We start from the raw sequence: 16,986 nt of genomic DNA, 5'->3' as shown, positions 1-16,986 counted from the left end.
AGGTCGCGGGCCGTCCGCCGGATCGGGCCTAGTCGGCCAGAGCTGCGGCGTAGCGTTCCGAGACGACGCCCCAATCGACCACGTCCCACCACGCCTTCAGGTAATCGCCGCGGCGGTTGTTGTAGGTCAGGTAATAGGCGTGCTCCCACACGTCATTGCCCAGAAGCGGCGTGCCGTTCACTTCCGCCACATCCATCAGGGGGTTGTCCTGATTGGGGGTGGTGGTGATCTGCAGCTGGTCCTGGTCGTTCACGATCAGCCAGACCCAGCCCGAGCCGAACTGACCCGCCCCGGCCTCTTGAAAGGCGGTGGCGAAATCGTCCGCCGAGCCAAAGACAGCCTCGAGCGCCTCAGCCAGCTCGGGCGACCGCTCACCCACCTCGTCGGGGGCGGCCATGCTTTCCCAGAAAAAGCTGTGGTTCCAGTGACCGCCGGCATTGTTGCGAACCTTGTCGGTGAAGGTGCCCGCCGCCGCGACAAGTTCCTCGAGCGACAGGTCCGAGGGGGCCTCGCCATCCGCGATCGCCTCGTTCAGGTTGTCCACATAGGCTTGGTGATGGCGGCCGTGATGCAGTTCCATCGTCTCGGCGCTGATCGCGGGCTCCAGCGCGTCCGTCGCAAAGGGCAGATCGGGCAGGGTGAATTCCCCCTCGGTCTGGGCAAGGGCGGCAAAAGGAAGGGTGCTGAGCGTCGCGATGGCAAGGGCCTGTCTCATCGGAAATCTCCTGTTTGGGCAGGGATACCAACCCCAGCCGGGCCGCAATGTTCCCCCGACCGGACCCTGCCCCGGAACCTGCGGAATTTGCGGGGCGTTTTCCCTGCGTCGGGCCAGATCGCGGCCCGGGAAAGGACCTGTCTTGCCGCCCTGCCCCTGCCCTCGCCGCCCGGACAGCCCCGCATGAGGCGACCGACCCTTGGCACCGTTTTGGCCATCGCCCTGGGCGTCGGCACGCTGGTGATCGCGGCGCTGAACCTGATGCCCGACCGGCGCGAATTGCGCGACCGGGTGGCGGCGGTGATGGGCACGTCGGACCCCGCCTTCCTGCGCAGCATGGACGGGCTTTACGGATCGAACCTGCTTGATGGAAACCATGTCGAGACGCTTCTGAACGGCGACCGGATCTTTGCCGCCATGCTGGATGCGATCCGCAGCGCCGAGACCAGCATCAATTTCGAGACCTATGTCTATTGGTCGGGCGAGATCGCCGAAACCTTCGCCGAGGCGCTGGCCGAACGCGCCCGCGCCGGGGTCGAGGTGCGCGTGCTGCTGGACTGGTTCGGATCGAAACCGATGGAGGCCGACCTTCTGGCGCGGATGGAGGATGCGGGCGTGCAGGTGACGCGCTTTCGTCCGATCCACTGGTACACGATCGACCGCATGAACAACCGCACCCACCGCAAGCTGCTGATCGTGGACGGGCGCACGGGGTTCACTGGCGGCGTGGGCGTGGCCGATGAATGGCTGGGCGATGCCCGCCACCCCGGCGAGTTCCGCGAGACGCATTACCGCGTCACAGGCCCGGTCGTTGCCATGCTGCAAGGGGCCTTTGTGTCGAACTGGGTCGAGGATAGCGGCGAGATCATGCGCGGGGACGCGTTCTTTCCCGCGCTTGAGCCGACCGGCGACATGACCGCGCAAATGGCGCTGAGCAGCACGGGCAGCCGCAACAATATCCACATGATGCTGATGACCGCGCTTGCGGGGGCCGAAAGCCATATCCGCATCGCCACGCCCTATTTCATCCCCGACGACGTGGCGATCCGACAGCTTGTCGATGCCCGCGCGCGCGGCATCGAGGTGGACATCCTGCTGCCCGGCCCCGAGATCAACAAGCCCGCCGTGCGCCGCGCCTCGCGCGCGCTGTGGGGGCCTCTGCTTCAGGCCGGGGTCAGGATCCACGAATACCAGCCGACCTTCCTGCATGCCAAGCTGATGATCGTGGACGAGGCGCTGGCCTCGGTCGGTTCGACGAATTTCGACGAACGCTCGTTCCGGCTGAACGACGAGGCCAACCTGAACGTCTTCGATGCCGCCTTTGCCCGCGAACAGATCGCGGTCTTCGAGGACGATCTGACGCAGTCGCGCCCCGTGACGCTGGCCGAATGGCAGGCGCGGCCCTGGACGACCCGCGCGGGCGACTGGTTGCTAAGCTGGCTGCGACCGCAGCTTTGACGGCCTAGACCCAGACGGGCAGGCCGGAATCGGGCTTGGGCTGGTCCATCACGATCTGGCTCTGGACGCGCGCCACCGCCGGATGCGGCAACAGGCGGTGGTGGATCAGATCGTTCAGCGCGGGCAGGTCCGAAACCCAGACGCGCAGCAGGTAATCGGCCTCGCCGGTCAGGGTCCAGCAGCCGACGATCTGCGGCAGGCTGGCGACCAACCGCACGAAGCTGGCGGCATTGTCGGCGCTGTGGGCGCTCATCTGCACCTGCACGAAGGCCTGGACTGACAGGCCCAGCCGCGTCGGATCAAGCCGCGCGCCGTAACCCGCGATGACGCCCTGCGCCTCCAGCCGCGCGCGACGGCGGGCGGCCTGGCTGGGCGACAGGTTCAGGATCGCACCCAGATCCTGGGCGGTGATGTCGGCACGGCGCTGCAATTCGATCAACAGCCGCGCATCGCTTGCGTCCATCATGCGTATCCCTCGCGCCGAATCTATTCTTGACGCAATCTACACGCATATCCGGACGAAATTAACTGAAAGATTGCGCGCCGTCATCGCAGCGTCCGTGAGATCGTCAGTGAGTATATTTTCAGGAGGGAGATCTCGATGGGACCGTTTCCGCATGACGCCCCGCGCGCATCGATCAACGAAGCCAATCCGGCCGGCACCGATGGCTTTGAATTCGTCGAATTCGCCCATCCCAAACCAGACGAGGCCCGCGCCCTGTTCCAGCGTATGGGTTTCGCCCTTGTCGCCCGTCACCGCACCAAGGATGTCGAGCTGTGGCAGCAGGGCGACATCACCTATATCCTGACCAACGAACCCGGCAGCCACGCGATGCGCTTTGTGGGCGAACACGGCCCCTGCGCCCCGGCGATGGGCTGGCGCGTCGCGGATGCGCGCCATGCCTTCGATCATGCGGTGAAGAACGGCGCGACCCCTTATGAGGGCGCCGACAAGACGCTGGACTGGCCCGCGATCGTGGGCATTGGCGGATCGCTGATCTATTTCACCGACTGCTACGGCGCGGATGCGAACCCCTATGCCGGGGATTTCGATTTCCTCGCCGCGCCCAAGCCCGAAGGCGTGGGTTTTCACTATCTGGACCACCTGACCCACAACGTCTTTAAGGGTAACATGGACAAGTGGTTCGACTTCTACAGCCGGCTGTTCAATTTCCGCCAGATCCGGTTCTTCGATATCGAGGGGAAATATACCGGCCTCTACAGCCGCGCGCTGACCTCGCCCTGCGGGCGTATCCGCATCCCGATCAACGAGGATCGCGGCGAGACGGGCCAGATCGTCGAATATTTGAAGCGCTACAATGGCGAGGGCATCCAGCATATCGCGGTCGGCTCAAACGACATCTACGGCAGCGCCGACGCCATCGCGGAACGCGGGCTGAAGTTCATGCCAAAGCCCCCGATGACCTACTACGAGATGTCTAAGGACCGCGTGATCGGGCATCAAGAGCCCTTGGAGGACATGGCCCGCCACGGTATCCTGATCGACGGAGAGGGCGTGGTGGATGGCGGCGAGACGCGCATCCTGCTTCAGATCTTCTCGAAAACCGTGATCGGCCCGATCTTCTTCGAGTTCATCCAGCGCAAGGGCGATGACGGTTTCGGCGAGGGGAATTTCCGGGCCCTGTTCGAAAGCATCGAACAGGACCAGATCGACCGGGGCGTGCTGTCCACGACCTGAGCACCCGCGCCGCATCCATCAGGGCCGCGCCCGGAACCGGGCGCGGCGCCAAGCCGCCGGTCAACGCCGCCCAAGGAAAGCCCAGATGACCACTCATGACCTGCCCACAGGGATGATCCGCGCGACGCCGACGACCGGCCCGCACGAGGGCTACATGCCCGGTTTCGGAAATGATTTCGAGACCGAGGCCCTGCCCGGCGCCCTGCCTCAGGGCCAGAACAGCCCACAGAAATGCAATTACGGGCTTTACGCCGAACAGCTTTCCGGCACCGCCTTCACCGCGCCGCGCGGCCAGAACGAACGGACATGGTGCTACCGGATCCGCCCCTCGGTCCATCACACCGGGCGGTTCACGCCCATCGACGTGCCGCACTGGAAGACGGCGCCGAATGTGGTGCCGAACGTCACCAGCCTCGGGCAATACCGGTGGGACCCGATCCCGGTCCCCGACCAGCCACTGACCTGGATCACCGGGATGCGAACGATCACCACGGCGGGCGACGTGAACATCCAGGTCGGCATGGCCAGCCATGTCTATCTGGTCACGCGCTCGATGGAGGACGAGTATTTCTTTTCCGCCGACAGCGAATTGCTGATCGTCCCGCAAGAGGGGCGGCTGCGCTTCTGCACCGAACTGGGCGTGATCGACCTGGAACCCCGCGAGATCGCGATCATCCCGCGCGGCCTGGTCTATCGCGTCGAGCTGCTGGACGGCCCGGCCCGCGGTTTTGTCTGCGAGAATTACGGCCAGAAGTTCGATCTGCCCCATCGCGGCCCCATCGGCGCGAATTGCATGGCCAATCCCCGCGACTTCAAATCCCCCGTCGCCGCCTTCGAGGATCGCGAGGTGCCAAGCCGCGTCGTCATCAAGTGGTGCGGCCAGTTCCACGAGACGCATATCGGCCACAGCCCGCTGGACGTGGTGGCCTGGCACGGGAATTACTGCGCCTACAAATACGACCTCAGGACCTATTCGCCGGTGGGCGCGATCCTGTTCGACCACCCCGATCCTTCGATCTTCACGGTGCTGACCGCGCCTTCGGGGCAGGAAGGCACGGCGAACATTGACTTCGTCCTGTTCCGCGAGCGCTGGATGGTGGCAGAGCACAGCTTCCGCCCGCCCTGGTATCACAAGAACATCATGTCCGAGCTGATGGGCAACATCTACGGCCAATACGACGCCAAGCCGCAGGGTTTCCAGCCGGGAGGCATCAGCCTGCACAATTGTATGCTGCCCCACGGCCCCGACCGCGATGCCTTCGAGGGCGCAAGCAATGCCGATCTGAAGCCCCACAAGCTGGACAACACCATGTCCTTCATGTTCGAGACCCGCTTTCCCCAGCATCTGACTCAATGGGCCGCGCACGAGGCGCCGATGCAGCAGGATTACATCGAGGTCTGGGACCGGCTGGAAAAGAAGTTCGACGGCACGCCGGGCGTGAAGTGACCCGCCGATGACCGGACAGCCCCTGCACAGCTGGGTTGCCAGCGCCAATGCGCCCGATTGCGACTTTCCGATCCAGAACCTGCCCTATGGCGTCTTTTCGACCGGCTCCGGGGCACCGCGCTGCGGCCTGGCCATCGGGGACATGATCCTGGATCTGGCCGCCTGCGAGGATCGGGGCGTCCTTGACGCGGGCGGCACCTTCCGCCGCCCGGCGCTGAACGACTTCATGGCGCGCGGGCGCGGCGCATGGGACGCGATGCGCGCCCGCCTGACGGCGCTGCTGGCCGAGGATGGAGACCGGACGCTGCCGCTGGTGCCGATGAGGGACGCCGCGCTGCATCTGCCGATCCGCGTGACCGAGTTCACCGATTTCTACGCCTCACGCCACCACGCCTTCAATGTGGGCTGCCTGTTTCGCGGCCCGGAAAACGCCCTGCCGCCGCAATGGACGCATATGCCCATCGGCTATAACGGCCGCGCCTCGTCGGTGGTGGTGTCCGGCACGCCGATCCGGCGCCCGATGGGGCAGGTCAGGGGCCAGGACGGGCCGGAATGGACCGCCTGCCGCAAGCTGGATCTGGAACTTGAACTGGGCGCCATCATCGGCGCCGACAGCCGCATGGGCCAGCGTCTGAGCGTCGATGAGGCCGAGGGCATGATCTTCGGCTATGTGCTGCTGAACGACTGGTCGGCCCGCGACATCCAGGCCTGGGAATACCAGCCCCTGGGGCCGTTCCAGTCCAAGGCGCTTGGCACGACGATCAGCCCCTGGATCGTCACCCGCGCCGCGCTGGAGCCATTCCGCTGCAAGGGCGCCCCGCGCACGAACCCGCTGCTGCCCTATCTTCAGGAAAGCCGCCCCGGCCTTTACGACCTGACGATCGGCTGGACGATGAACGGGCAGATCATGGCGCGGACGAATTACAACGTCATGTATTACTCGTCCGCGCAGCAGGTGGCGCATCACGCGGTCTCGGGTTGCCCGATGCGGGTGGGCGATCTGATCGGCACGGGCACGATTTCCGGGCCAAGCCCGGACCAGACCGGCGCGCTGCTGGAAATGACGCGGGGCGGGCAAAGCCCCGTCACCGTGAACGGCGCGCCGCGCTGCTTCATCGAGGATGGTGACGAGATCGGCCTTTTCGCCCATGCCCGGGGCGACGGCTACCGCATCGGCTTTGGCCCCTGCACCGGCCTGATCCTGCCTGCCGAGGCCTGAGCCTTTCCGACGCCGTGCATCGCGCCGCTGCGACGCCCTCAGTCCGTGGCCTCGTCAAGCCGGATCGTCACGGTCTTGAGATGGCAGTAATGGTGCAGGGCCTCGATCCCCTTCTCGCGCCCATAGCCGCTGTTCTTGTGGCCGCCGAACGGGGTCTGGACCGACATCGTGTTCCAGACATTGACGAAGATCTGCCCCGCCTCGATCCGGTCGGCGACGCGCAGCGCGCGGCTGACATCGCGGGTCCAGATCGTGCCGATCAGGCCATAATCGCTGTCATTGGCGATGCGGATCGCCTCGGCCTCGGTGTCGAAGGGAATGACGACGCCGACGGGGCCGAAAATCTCTTGCCGGGCGATCCGCATGTCGTTCGTCACCCCGGAATAGAGGGTCGGCATGACGTAATATCCGTCAGGACAGCCCGCGACCTCGGCCACGCGGCCACCCGTCACAAGCGCGGCCCCGTCCTCGCGCGCGATGTCGAAAAAGCTCTGGACGCGGGCGAATTGCGGGGCGGTGATGATCGGGCCAAGGCTCTCGCCCGGAACCAGAGCCGCCAAGGCCTGCGTGGCCTTGTCCAGAAACGCGTCGTGAACCGCGCTATGGACAAGGATGCGGGTTCCGGCCGAACAGACCTGCCCCGCATTCAGCGTGAAGCCGCGCACGGCCTCGGCGGCGGCGCGATCCAGATCGGCGTCCTCGAACACGATATTGGCCGATTTGCCGCCAAGTTCCAGCGTCAGCGGGATGATGCGTTCCGCCGCGATGCGCCCGATCGCCTGCCCGACGCCGACCGAACCGGTAAAGGCGACCTTGCGGATCGCGGGATGGCGGATGATCGCCTCGCCCGCCACGGGGCCGCTGCCGAGGACGATGTTCACGACCCCGTCCGGCAGCCCGGCCGCAGAGGCGATCCGCGCCAGTTCCACCGTCGTCTGCGACGTGACCTCGGACGGCTTCGCCACGACGACATTGCCCGCCGTCAAGGCCGGCGCGATGGCCCGCGCGGCCTGATTGAGCGGCAGGTTCCAGGGCGTGATGACCCCCACGACGCCAAAGGGCTCGCGGCGGGTGAAGACATGCTGGTCGGGCGCCACGTCCAGCACGTCGCCCGCAGGCAGATAGACGAGGCTACCGTAGAACTCGAAATAGGCAGCGCTGCCCTCGATCTCGGCCAGGGCAAGGGTCAGGGGTTTGCCGGTATCCTCGCGCTCAAGCGCGGCCAGGCGGTCACGATCCGCGCGGATCGCGGCGGCGATGGCCAGCATGATGCGGCCCCGCTCGGCAGCGGGCATCCGGCGCCAGCCATCGGCGGCAGCACTGGCGGCGGCAACGGCGCGCGCGACATCGGCCGCGTTGCCCGCCGCGACATGGCCCGCGATCCGGCCGGTCATGGGGCTTGTGGCAGGAAGATATTCGCCGCTTTCGGGCGCGACGGATGCCCCGCCGATCCAGTGAGACAACCGATACATGCCTGACCTCCTTGCCGATTTCGTCCGGGCATACGGCCATCGACCGGCCGTTGCGCACCTATCAGAACCACGCGCCGCGCGGCCCGAGAAATATCTTCGCAGTCTCGGCGCCAGAACGGATCTCTATGGCGCGGCGCGGCGCCAGGCCTGAGGTCCGGTCCGGTGGATCGACTGGCCGCGCGTATCGACCGCCAGCATCACGGGCATGTCCTCGACCCGCAGGCGATAGATCGCCTCCATCCCCAGATCCGTCCAGGCGACGGGGCGTGCCTCGCGGATGGCCTGTGCGACCAGAAAGGCCGCTCCGCCGACCGCGACCATATAGACCGCGCCGTGTCGGGCGATGGCGTCCAGCGCCTCGGGGCCGCGCTCGGCCTTGCCGATCATCACCTTGAGCCCCGTCCCTGCCAGAACGCGTTCGGTGAAGCGGTCCATGCGGGTCGCGGTGGTCGGACCCGCAGGGCCGATCACCTCGTCCCCGACCGGATCGACGGGGCCGACATAATAGATCGCGCGCCCCCGCAGATCGACAGGCAGATCCTCGCCCCGGTCCAGGGCATCGACCATCCGCTTGTGCGCCGCGTCGCGTCCGGTGAACAGCGTGCCGGACAGCAGCAGCCGCTCGCCCGGTTGCAGGCTGTCCAGCACATCCTGATCCAGCGCGTCCAGATCGATGCGGCGCGCAGCCTTGGCCGCGCCATCCAGCGCCACCTGCGGCCACAGCGACAGGTCAGGCGGATCAAGCCGCGCCGGACGCGAACCGTCCAGCATGAGATGGACATGCCGCGTGGCCGCGCAGTTCGGGATCAGCGCCACCGGCAGGGATGCGGCATGGGTCGGGAAATGCCGCAGCTTCACGTCCAGCACGGTGACAAGACCGCCCAGCCCCTGCGCGCCGATGCCAAGCGCGTTCACGCGGTGATAGATCTCCAGCCGCAGGGCCTCGGCGCTGTCGGCAGGGCCCCTTTCGATCAGGGCGTCGATGTCCACGGCCTCGTTCAGCACGTCCTTGGCCATGACCATCGCCCTGTCCACGCTGCCGCCGATGCCGATGCCCAGAATGCCCGGCGGGCACCAGCCCGCCCCCATCGTCTGGACCTCTGCGACGACCCAATCCGCGACCGAGGCCGAGGGGTCCAGCACCGTGAAGCGCGCCTTGTTCTCGGACCCGCCGCCCTTGGCCGAGACGGTGATGCCGACGCGGTCTCCCTCGACCATCTCGACGGTGATCATGGCGGGCGTGTTGTCGCCGGAATTGCGGCGCCGATCGAACGGGTCGCTGACGACCGAGGCGCGCAAGGGATTGTCCTGCTGGCGCCAGGCCCGGCGCACGCCGTCATCGACGATCTGCTGCAAAGGCCGCTGCCAGTCCAGCCGCGCCCTGACGCCGATGCGGAAGGTCAGGTTCACCATGCCCGTGTCCTGACAGATCGGCCTGCGGCCGAGCGCGCTCATGCGTGAATTCACCAGGATCTGGGCGATGGCGTCGCGGGCGGCGGGGCTTTCCTCTCGCGCATGGGCCGCGGCCATCGCCCGGATGAAATCGGGCGGGTGGTAACAGGCGATGTATTGCAGCGCATCGGCCACGCTGTCGGTGACATGGCTTTCGGTGATCGCGTCCATCAGATCGGCCCCCATACGGGCGGCATGATCGACCCGGGCGCGACCCCGCGCAATCCCCCGCCTTGTCCCGGCCCGCCGGCCAGAGGCTTTGCCTATCGCGGCCCGACCTGCGGGCAATCGCCGCAGGCGGGGCAGCCGGGCGATAGTCTGGCCGTATGGCCCTTATGACAAAGCGATATTTCCGCCGCGGCGCGATCCGTCCCAGATTCCGGAACGATTGCGGTCCGACAGAGGGAGGTCATTGACGTGAACGAAGCCGATCCGTTTGAGGACATTCGTGATGCCATCCGCGCGCTTTGCGCGGAATTTCCCGACAGCTATCACCGCCAGATCGACGCCGACCGCGCCTATCCCGAGGCTTTCGTCGATGCCCTGACCAAGGCCGGCTGGATGGCCGCCCTGATCCCCGAGGAGTATGGCGGCTCGGGCCTCGGCCTGACCGAGGCCTCGGTCATCATGGAAGAGATCAACCGCGCAGGCGGCAATTCGGGCGCCTGCCACGGGCAGATGTACAATATGGGCACCCTTCTGCGCCACGGCTCCGAGGAACAGAAGCGCGCGATCCTGCCCCGGCTGGCCAGCGGCGAACTGCGCCTGCAATCGATGGGCGTGACCGAGCCCACGACCGGCACCGACACGACCCGGATCAAGACCACCGCCGAACGGCGCGGCGATCGCTACGTCATCAACGGCCAGAAGGTCTGGATCAGCCGGGTGCAGCATTCCGACCTGATGATCCTGCTGGCGCGCACCACGCCCCTGGCCGAGGTGAAGAAGAAATCCGAAGGCCTGTCGATCTTTCTCGTCGATGTGGCCGAGGCGCTGGCCTCGGGGATGACGGCGCGGCAGATACCCAACATGGTCAACCACGAAACGAACGAGCTGTTCTTCGACAATCTCGAAATCCCCGCCGAGAACCTGATCGGACAAGAGGGTCAGGGCTTTCGCTACATCATGACCGGGCTCAACGCCGAACGCGCGTTGATCGCGGCCGAGTGCATCGGGGATGGCTACTGGTTCATCGACCGCGTGACGCGCTATGTCAGCGACCGGGTCGTCTTTGGCCGCCCCATCGGGCAGAATCAGGGCGTCCAGTTCCCCATCGCCGAAAGCTATATCGAGATCGAGGCCGCGAACCTCATGCGCTATCGCGCCTGCCGTCTCTATGATGACGGCCAGCCCTGCGGCGCCGAGGCGAACATGGCGAAATACCTTGCCGCGAAGGCCAGCTGGGAAGCCGCGAATGCCTGCATCCAGTTCCATGGCGGCTTCGGCTTCGCCTGCGAATACGATGTCGAACGCAAGTTCCGCGAGACGCGGCTCTATCAGGTCGCGCCGATCTCGACCAACCTGATCCTGTCCTATGTCGCCGAGCATGTGCTTGGCCTGCCGCGGAGCTTCTGATGGGACTGCCCTTGTCGGGACTGAAGGTCGTTGCGGTCGAACAGGCCGTGGCGGCACCCTTCGCCACCTCTCGTCTGGCCGATGCCGGGGCCGATGTCGTCAAGATCGAACGCCCCGAGGGCGATTTCGCGCGCGGCTACGACACGGTGGCCGCCGGGCAGTCCAGCTATTTCGTCTGGCTGAACCGGGGCAAGCGGTCGGTCGTGCTGGACCTGACCACAACCGAGGGCAAGGCGCGGCTGGCCGATCTGCTGGCGGGCGCCGATGTGCTGGTCCAGAACCTGCGGCGCGGCGCGCTGGCCCGGCTGGGCTTTGCGCCCGCCGATCTGCTGAAGCGCCATCCGCGCCTGATCGCCTGTTCGATCACCGGCTATGGCGAGGGCGGGCCGATGGCCGACCGCAAGGCCTATGACCTGCTGATCCAGGCGGAATCGGGCCTTTGTTCGATCACCGGGGGGCCATCGGAACCGGCACGTGTGGGCATGTCCATCGTCGATGTGGCGACCGGCGCGACAGCCCATGCCGCCATCCTCGAGGCGCTGATCCAGCGCGGCATCACCGGGCGCGGCGCCGATATCGCCATCTCGATGTTCGACGTGATGGCCGATTGGCTGACGGTGCCGCTGCTGGCGCACGAGGCCGGGCAGTCGCCGCGCCGGATCGGCATCGCGCATCCCTCGATCTCGCCCTACAGCACGTTTCGCACGCAAGACGGCCAGCTAGTGCTGATCTCGGTCCAGAGCGACCGCGAATGGCGCAACCTGGCGCGCATCTTCCTTGGCCGCCCGGAACTGGGCCACGACCCGCGCTTTGCCACGAATGTGGCGCGCGTGACGCATCGGGACCAGACCGACGCCCTTGTGGCCGAGGCGTTTGCCGGGATGAAGGCCGCGCGCGCCATGGACCTGCTGGAACAGGCGCAAGTGGCGCTGGCCTCGGTCAATGACATGGGCGGGTTGTCCGCCCATCCGCATCTGCGCCGCATCACGGTGGACACACCGCGCGGTGCGGTCAGCTATCCCGCCCCCGCGCCGCGCATCCGGGGCGAGGAACGCCGCTACGGCCCCGTGCCGGACTTGGGACAGGAGGCCGAGTGAGCCATGGAAATCGACCATCTGCGCGACTGGATCGGACGCAGCGAGGAACGCGCCGAGACCCTGACCGGGGGCCTTGTCGCGCGGTTTCTGGCGACCTTTGGCCGCGAAGGCCCGGTCGAGGACGGCGCCGAGGCGCCGCCGCTGATCCATCTCTGCCTGACGCAGCCGGCCCTGCCCGCCGGGGCGCTCGGGCCGGACGGGCATCCGGCGCGGGGCGGCTTCCTGCCGCCGGTCCCCCTGCCCAGGCGCATGTGGGCGGGCGGCCGCTTCGCGCTTCATGCGCCGCTGCGGATCGGTGATCGGGTGACGCGCCGGTCCCGCATCACGGATGTGCAGCTGAAGCAAGGGGGCAGCGGGCCCTTGTGCTTCGTCACCCTGACACACGAGATTTCCGGCCCGGACGGCCTGTCGGTGACGGAACGGCAGGACATCGTCTATCGCGACGCCGGAGGCGGGGCGTCAAGCCCGCCCCCCGCTCCGACTGGCGAAACGACGCGCCCCCTGCCCCATGATCCGACAACCCTGTTCCGCTATTCGGCGCTGACCTTCAACGGTCACCGCATCCATTACGACGCGCCCTATGCCCGGCAGGTCGAGGGCTATCCGGGCCTTGTCGTGCATGGTCCCCTTCAGGCGACCGCGCTGCTGCATCTGGCGCAGGATCTGGGTGGCCGCATCCCCGCGATCTTCAGCTTTCGCAGCCTGACGCCGCTGTTCGCGGGGGATCAGACGCTGCTTCACGCCGCCCCGGATGGCGACGGCCTGCGGCTGTGGACCGCGCGACAGGGCGGCCCCGTGGCGACCGAGGCGCGCGCGTCATGGTAACCCTCGGCCCGCTCAGATGCCCGCTTTTCGTGCCTGCCGACCGGCCCGACCGCTTTGCCAAGGCAGCGGCGTCGGGTGCCGACGCGGTGATCCTTGACCTCGAGGACGCGGTGGCGCCCGAGGCCAAGGACCGCGCGCGCGCGTTTCTGGCGACGGGGTTTTCCGACCTGCCGGTGATCGTGCGGATCAACCCGACCGACACGCCCTGGCATCGCCACGATATCGAGGCGCTGCAGGCCCTGCGCCCCGATGGCATGATGCTGCCCAAGGCGCAGGACCGGGCCGATCTGTCCGCCCTGGCCCAGGCCCTGCCGGGCCTGCCGGTCGTGGCCCTGATCGAGACCGCCCTCGGTCTGGCCGAGGTGCGCAGACTGGCCGCCATGCTCAATGTCGTGCAGCTTGGCTTCGGGTCCATCGACTTCTGCGCCGATCTGGGGATCGAACACCGCGCCGATATCCTGCGCCCGGTTCGGCTGGAACTGGTTCTGGCCTCGCGCCTGGCAGGGATCGCGCCGCCGCTGGACGGGGTGACCGCGCGCTTGAACGACCCCGCCGACCTCAGGGCTGACGCCGCCGAGGCGCGCGCGCTTGGCATGGCCGGCAAGCTCTGCATCCATCCGTGCCAGATCGCGGAACTGCGTCAGGCGTTCCGCCCGTCACAGACCGAACTGGACTGGGCGCGCCGGGTTCTGGCATCGGGCGACGGTGCGGTTTCCGTGGACGGCGCGATGGTGGACGAACCCGTCCGCCGCCGCGCCCGTGCCATCATCGCGGCGGCAGAGGACTGACCTCTGCCGCCCGCCCGCCTTTCAGATCGTGCGGCCGCCATCGACCTCCAGAATCACGCCGGTCAGGAACTCGGCCTCGTCCGAGGCCAGATAGAGTGCGGCATTGGCGATGTCCTGCGGTTCGGCCAGCCGCCCGAGCGGGATCGTCGCGATGAAGCGCGCGCGGTTCTCGGGCGTGTCGGGCAGGCCCATGAACTGCTCAAGCAGTCCGGTGGCACCCATCACGGGCGCGATGCCGCAGACGCGGATCCGGTCCGGCGCCAGTTCGACGGCCAACGAGCGCGTCATCGTGTTCACCGCGCCCTTGGACGAATTGTACCAGGTCAGGCCCGGGCGCGGCCTGATCCCGGCGACCGATCCGACATTCAGCATGACGCCGCCCCCCGCGCCGCGCCACAAGGGCACGCAGGCCTTGGTCATGTGAAAGATCGACAGGACGTTGATGTCGTAGATCTTGCGGAACGTGGCCTCGTCCGTGTCCATCAAGGGCTGGTTGCGGTTCGTCCAGCCGGCATTGTTCACCACGATGTCCAGCCCGCCAAAGGCGTCATGCGTGGCCTGAACGGCGGCCCCGACCTGATCGGCCTGGGCGACATCGCAGCCGATGGCGATGGCCGCATCGCCCAGGCCGTCTGCGACGCTGCGCGCGCCGGCCTCGTTCAGATCGACGATGGCCACGCGCGCGCCCTCGGCTGCGAATCGTTCGGCGATGCCCCGGCCGAAGCCCGAGGCCGCCCCCGTGACAAGTGCGGTCTTCCCCTTGAGACGCATGGTCCCCCCTTTGATTGTGATGGATCAGGGCCCCTCAGGCCGTGACCGGCTGCGGCTCAAGCGAGCCTTCGGAAACCTCGCCCCGCTCGATCACCAGCGTCCGGCTGGCAAATCCGCGCAAAAGGGCGGGGTTCGATTCCGTGATGACCAGCGTGATCGTGTGGTCGGCGTCGCGCAAGGCCCGAAGCGCGGCCGCGTAGCGCTGCGCCAGCGCGGGCGCCAGGCCCTGGAAGGGCTCGTCCAGCATGACCAGCCGCGTTCCCGACATCAGCGCCCGGCCAAGCGCGACCATCTTGCCCTGCCCGCCCGAGACATTGCCCGCAGGTCGCGCGGCCATGTCGCGCAATTCGGGCAGGATCTCGTAGATGCGGCCCAGCCTGCGACGCGTCTCGGCGGCATCCAGCCGGGCGGCCTGCGCGGGCAGCAGGATGTTCTCTTCGACCGTGAAGGCCGAGAACAGCCGCCGATCCTCAGGCGAATAGCCGATGCCAAGCGCGGGCCGTTTCGGCGGCGGAACAATGTCCAGGCGCTGATCGCCGAACCGGATCTCGCCCGTGATGCGGGTGAAGCCCATGACCGAACGCAGCAGCGTCGTCTTGCCCGCGCCGTTGCGCCCGATCAGGGCCAGCGTCTCGGACGGCTCGATGCGGAAATCCAGATCGCGCAGGATGCTGATGATCCCGATCGAGGCGTCCACATTGCGGAATTCCAGCATCAGGCGATCTCCTCTCCGATGACGTCGCGGATGACGTCGGGATGGGCCAGGACCTCGGACGGGGTGCCGCGGATCTGGACCTTTCCGGTGTTCCAGACCGCGACCTCGTCGGCATGGCGGCTGACGATCCCCATGTCATGTTCCACAAAGACCGAGGTGACACGCGCCTTGGCCAGCGCGGCGATCAGGATCTCCATGACCTTGTGCTTTTCGGACGAGGCCACGCCCGAAGTCGGCTCGTCCAGCAGCAGCAGGCGCGGCCTCAGCGCCAGCGCGACGGCAATGTCGATCAGCTTGCGCTGCCCTTCGGACAATTCCACCACCGGCCGGTGCGCGACATCGGCACAATTGACCATCTCGAGCAGGTCCATCATCTCGTCCCGCTGCGCGATCCGGTGCATCGGGCGCAGCGGATTGCGAAGCCCCTCGCGCGCCGAGACCGAGATCAACAGGTTCTCAAGCGCGGTATGCTCGGTAAAAAGCTGGGGGATCTGGAAGGCGCGGGCGACGCCGCGCGTGACGATCTTGCGCGGCGGCAGGGGGGTGATGTCCTCGCCCTCGAACAGGACCTGTCCCTCGCTCGGCTTGATCCAGCCGGTGCAGATGTTGAGAAAGGTCGTCTTGCCCGCCCCGTTCGGGCCGATGATGGCCAGGTTGCGGCCAGCCTCGATGCGGACGCTGACCTTGTCGGCGGCGGTGATGCCGCCGAACCTGATGGTCAGGTCGCGGGTTTCCAGAAGCGCGGGCGCGGTCATGTCCGGCCTCCGGGTTTGCGGCCGATCAGCCGGTCGAAGATGCCCATGATGCCCCCAGGCGCGAACAGGATGATGATCAGCAGAAAGGCCCCCAGCAGCATCTGCCAGATATCGGCGGCGAAGGCCGAGGCGTAGATGCGCACCATCTCGTAGATCAGCGCGCCGATGAACGCGCCCCGGACCGAGCCCGCCCCGCCGAGGACCGCGATGAAGACCATCTCGGCCGAGCGCACCCACCAGACATATTCCGGCGTCACGACGCCCTGCGTCATTCCCATCAGCGACCCGCCCAGCCCACACAGAACCGCCGACAGCACATAGCCCGACAGCAGCACCCGTCGCGGCGAGAGGCCCAGATATTCCAGCCGCGTCTCGTTCGTCTTGAGCGTCTGGAACAACTGCCCTGCGGGCGAGGCCAGCCAGCGCAGCGTGAACCAGCCGCAGGTGACGACCAGCCCCACGGCCAGATAGAACAGGACCAGCTCGAAATCGGACCGGCCAAGCTGCATTCCCAATACCGAGGGTCGCGTCAGCCGGATGCCGTCGGCGCCGCCGGTGTAATGGTAGAATTTCTCGAGGATCGACCAGAAGATCATTGAAAAAGCAAGGTTAAGCATACCGAAGAAGATCCCTCGGTAGCGCACCACGAACAGCCCGACGACAAGGCCGGACAGGCCCGCGCCCAGAACACCCGCCAGCAGCACAAGAACCAGGTCCGCCCCCGGCAGCGCAGTGACCAGGAACGCACCGACATAGGCCGAGATGCCGAAGAACAGCGCATGTCCGAACGAGACCTGACCCGCGCGCAGGATCACGGTGATGCCGACGACCGCCAGCCCCTTGGCCAGGGCCAGCGTGATCAGCAGTTGCAGATGCGGCAGCAGCACGGGCACCGCCATCAGCATCAGGATGGCAAGCCCGGTTAGGACATTGCGCGGCGACAGGGCGTTCTGGACCGGCACCGGCGTATCGGTTGATTGCAGGGTCATGTCCTCTCC

At 67.0% G+C, this 16,986-nt stretch carries 16 protein-coding genes; 8 read left to right on the top strand and 8 right to left on the bottom strand.

Features of this window, described 5'->3' with window-relative positions; all coding sequences use genetic code 11:
* Positions 1-28 precede the first annotated feature (28 nt).
* A complete protein-coding gene (locus tag ACTZWU_RS10965; protein WP_444737398.1) occupies positions 29-715 on the bottom strand; it encodes a superoxide dismutase in 687 nt (228 codons plus the stop codon).
* A gap of 183 nt (positions 716-898) precedes the next feature.
* Here ACTZWU_RS10965 and ACTZWU_RS10960 point away from each other — a divergent pair, with 183 nt between their 5' ends.
* Positions 899-2,173 carry a phospholipase D-like domain-containing protein gene (locus ACTZWU_RS10960; RefSeq protein WP_444737397.1) on the top strand — a complete coding sequence of 425 codons (1,275 nt, stop codon included), beginning with the start codon at positions 899-901 and terminating at the stop codon, positions 2,171-2,173.
* A gap of 4 nt (positions 2,174-2,177) precedes the next feature.
* On the opposite strand, the gene ACTZWU_RS10955 is transcribed toward ACTZWU_RS10960, so the two are convergent.
* The gene (locus ACTZWU_RS10955) at positions 2,178-2,639 is read right to left on the bottom strand and encodes an Lrp/AsnC family transcriptional regulator (protein ID WP_444737396.1); all 462 of its coding nucleotides are present in this window, start codon (positions 2,637-2,639) and stop codon (positions 2,178-2,180) included.
* A 135-nt stretch (positions 2,640-2,774) separates the two neighbouring features.
* Here ACTZWU_RS10955 and hppD point away from each other — a divergent pair, with 135 nt between their 5' ends.
* The 3 genes from hppD (at position 2,775) to fahA (ending at position 6,538) form a co-directional block, all read left to right on the top strand.
* Positions 2,775-3,872 (top strand): 4-hydroxyphenylpyruvate dioxygenase, encoded by a 1,098-nt coding sequence (hppD, locus tag ACTZWU_RS10950; protein ID WP_444737395.1) that lies wholly within the window; start codon positions 2,775-2,777, stop codon positions 3,870-3,872.
* Between the two features lie 85 nt (positions 3,873-3,957).
* Positions 3,958-5,319, top strand: a complete 1,362-nt coding sequence (gene hmgA / locus ACTZWU_RS10945; protein ID WP_444737394.1) for a homogentisate 1,2-dioxygenase — start codon at positions 3,958-3,960, stop codon at positions 5,317-5,319.
* Positions 5,320-5,326: 7 nt separating this feature from the next.
* Positions 5,327-6,538, top strand: coding sequence for a fumarylacetoacetase (fahA, locus tag ACTZWU_RS10940; protein WP_444737393.1), 1,212 nt, complete (start codon positions 5,327-5,329; stop codon positions 6,536-6,538).
* Positions 6,539-6,576: 38 nt separating this feature from the next.
* Here fahA and ACTZWU_RS10935 read toward each other — a convergent pair whose 3' ends face one another.
* Together ACTZWU_RS10935 and ACTZWU_RS10930 are read right to left on the bottom strand one after the other, a co-directional pair.
* Complete coding sequence (locus ACTZWU_RS10935) at positions 6,577-8,010, bottom strand: aldehyde dehydrogenase family protein (RefSeq protein ID WP_444737392.1); 1,434 nt, start codon at positions 8,008-8,010, stop codon at positions 6,577-6,579.
* A 123-nt stretch (positions 8,011-8,133) separates the two neighbouring features.
* On the bottom strand, positions 8,134-9,633 hold the full coding sequence (locus tag ACTZWU_RS10930) for a fumarate hydratase (RefSeq protein ID WP_444737391.1): 1,500 nt from the start codon (positions 9,631-9,633) through the stop codon (positions 8,134-8,136).
* Between the two features lie 240 nt (positions 9,634-9,873).
* Here ACTZWU_RS10930 and ACTZWU_RS10925 point away from each other — a divergent pair, with 240 nt between their 5' ends.
* The 4 genes from ACTZWU_RS10925 to ACTZWU_RS10910 are packed head-to-tail and all read left to right on the top strand — an operon-like array spanning position 9,874 to position 13,747.
* Entirely contained in the window at positions 9,874-11,037 is a 1,164-nt protein-coding gene (locus tag ACTZWU_RS10925; protein ID WP_444737473.1) for an acyl-CoA dehydrogenase family protein, read from the top strand.
* Positions 11,037-12,134: a CaiB/BaiF CoA transferase family protein gene (locus tag ACTZWU_RS10920; protein WP_444737390.1), complete on the top strand. Its 1,098-nt coding sequence runs from the start codon at positions 11,037-11,039 to the stop codon at positions 12,132-12,134. Before ACTZWU_RS10925 ends, ACTZWU_RS10920 begins: the two co-directional genes overlap by 1 nt.
* A 3-nt stretch (positions 12,135-12,137) precedes the next feature.
* Positions 12,138-12,959, top strand: a complete 822-nt coding sequence (locus ACTZWU_RS10915) for an FAS1-like dehydratase domain-containing protein (RefSeq protein ID WP_444737389.1) — start codon at positions 12,138-12,140, stop codon at positions 12,957-12,959.
* Positions 12,953-13,747 carry an HpcH/HpaI aldolase/citrate lyase family protein gene (locus ACTZWU_RS10910; protein ID WP_444737388.1) on the top strand — a complete coding sequence of 265 codons (795 nt, stop codon included), beginning with the start codon at positions 12,953-12,955 and terminating at the stop codon, positions 13,745-13,747. The genes ACTZWU_RS10915 and ACTZWU_RS10910 overlap by 7 nt, the downstream gene beginning before the upstream one ends.
* A gap of 21 nt (positions 13,748-13,768) precedes the next feature.
* On the opposite strand, the gene ACTZWU_RS10905 is transcribed toward ACTZWU_RS10910, so the two are convergent.
* From ACTZWU_RS10905 to ACTZWU_RS10890, 4 genes are read right to left on the bottom strand one after another with little or no spacing between them, the layout of a single operon-like run.
* The gene (locus ACTZWU_RS10905; RefSeq protein WP_444737387.1) at positions 13,769-14,518 is read right to left on the bottom strand and encodes an SDR family oxidoreductase; all 750 of its coding nucleotides are present in this window, start codon (positions 14,516-14,518) and stop codon (positions 13,769-13,771) included.
* 34 nt (positions 14,519-14,552) lie between these two features.
* Positions 14,553-15,233, bottom strand: coding sequence for an ABC transporter ATP-binding protein (locus ACTZWU_RS10900; protein ID WP_444737386.1), 681 nt, complete (start codon positions 15,231-15,233; stop codon positions 14,553-14,555).
* Positions 15,233-15,988: an ABC transporter ATP-binding protein gene (locus ACTZWU_RS10895; protein ID WP_444737385.1), complete on the bottom strand. Its 756-nt coding sequence runs from the start codon at positions 15,986-15,988 to the stop codon at positions 15,233-15,235. Before ACTZWU_RS10895 ends, ACTZWU_RS10900 begins: the two co-directional genes overlap by 1 nt.
* On the bottom strand, positions 15,985-16,977 hold the full coding sequence (locus ACTZWU_RS10890) for a branched-chain amino acid ABC transporter permease (protein WP_444737384.1): 993 nt from the start codon (positions 16,975-16,977) through the stop codon (positions 15,985-15,987). Before ACTZWU_RS10890 ends, ACTZWU_RS10895 begins: the two co-directional genes overlap by 4 nt.
* Positions 16,978-16,986 lie beyond the last annotated feature (9 nt).

The organism is Paracoccus sp. NSM, from assembly GCF_052379855.1.
Classification (GTDB): domain Bacteria; phylum Pseudomonadota; class Alphaproteobacteria; order Rhodobacterales; family Rhodobacteraceae; genus Paracoccus.
Note: the sequence above shows the minus strand (reverse complement) of the source record. Positions and strands in the feature narration are given on the sequence as shown.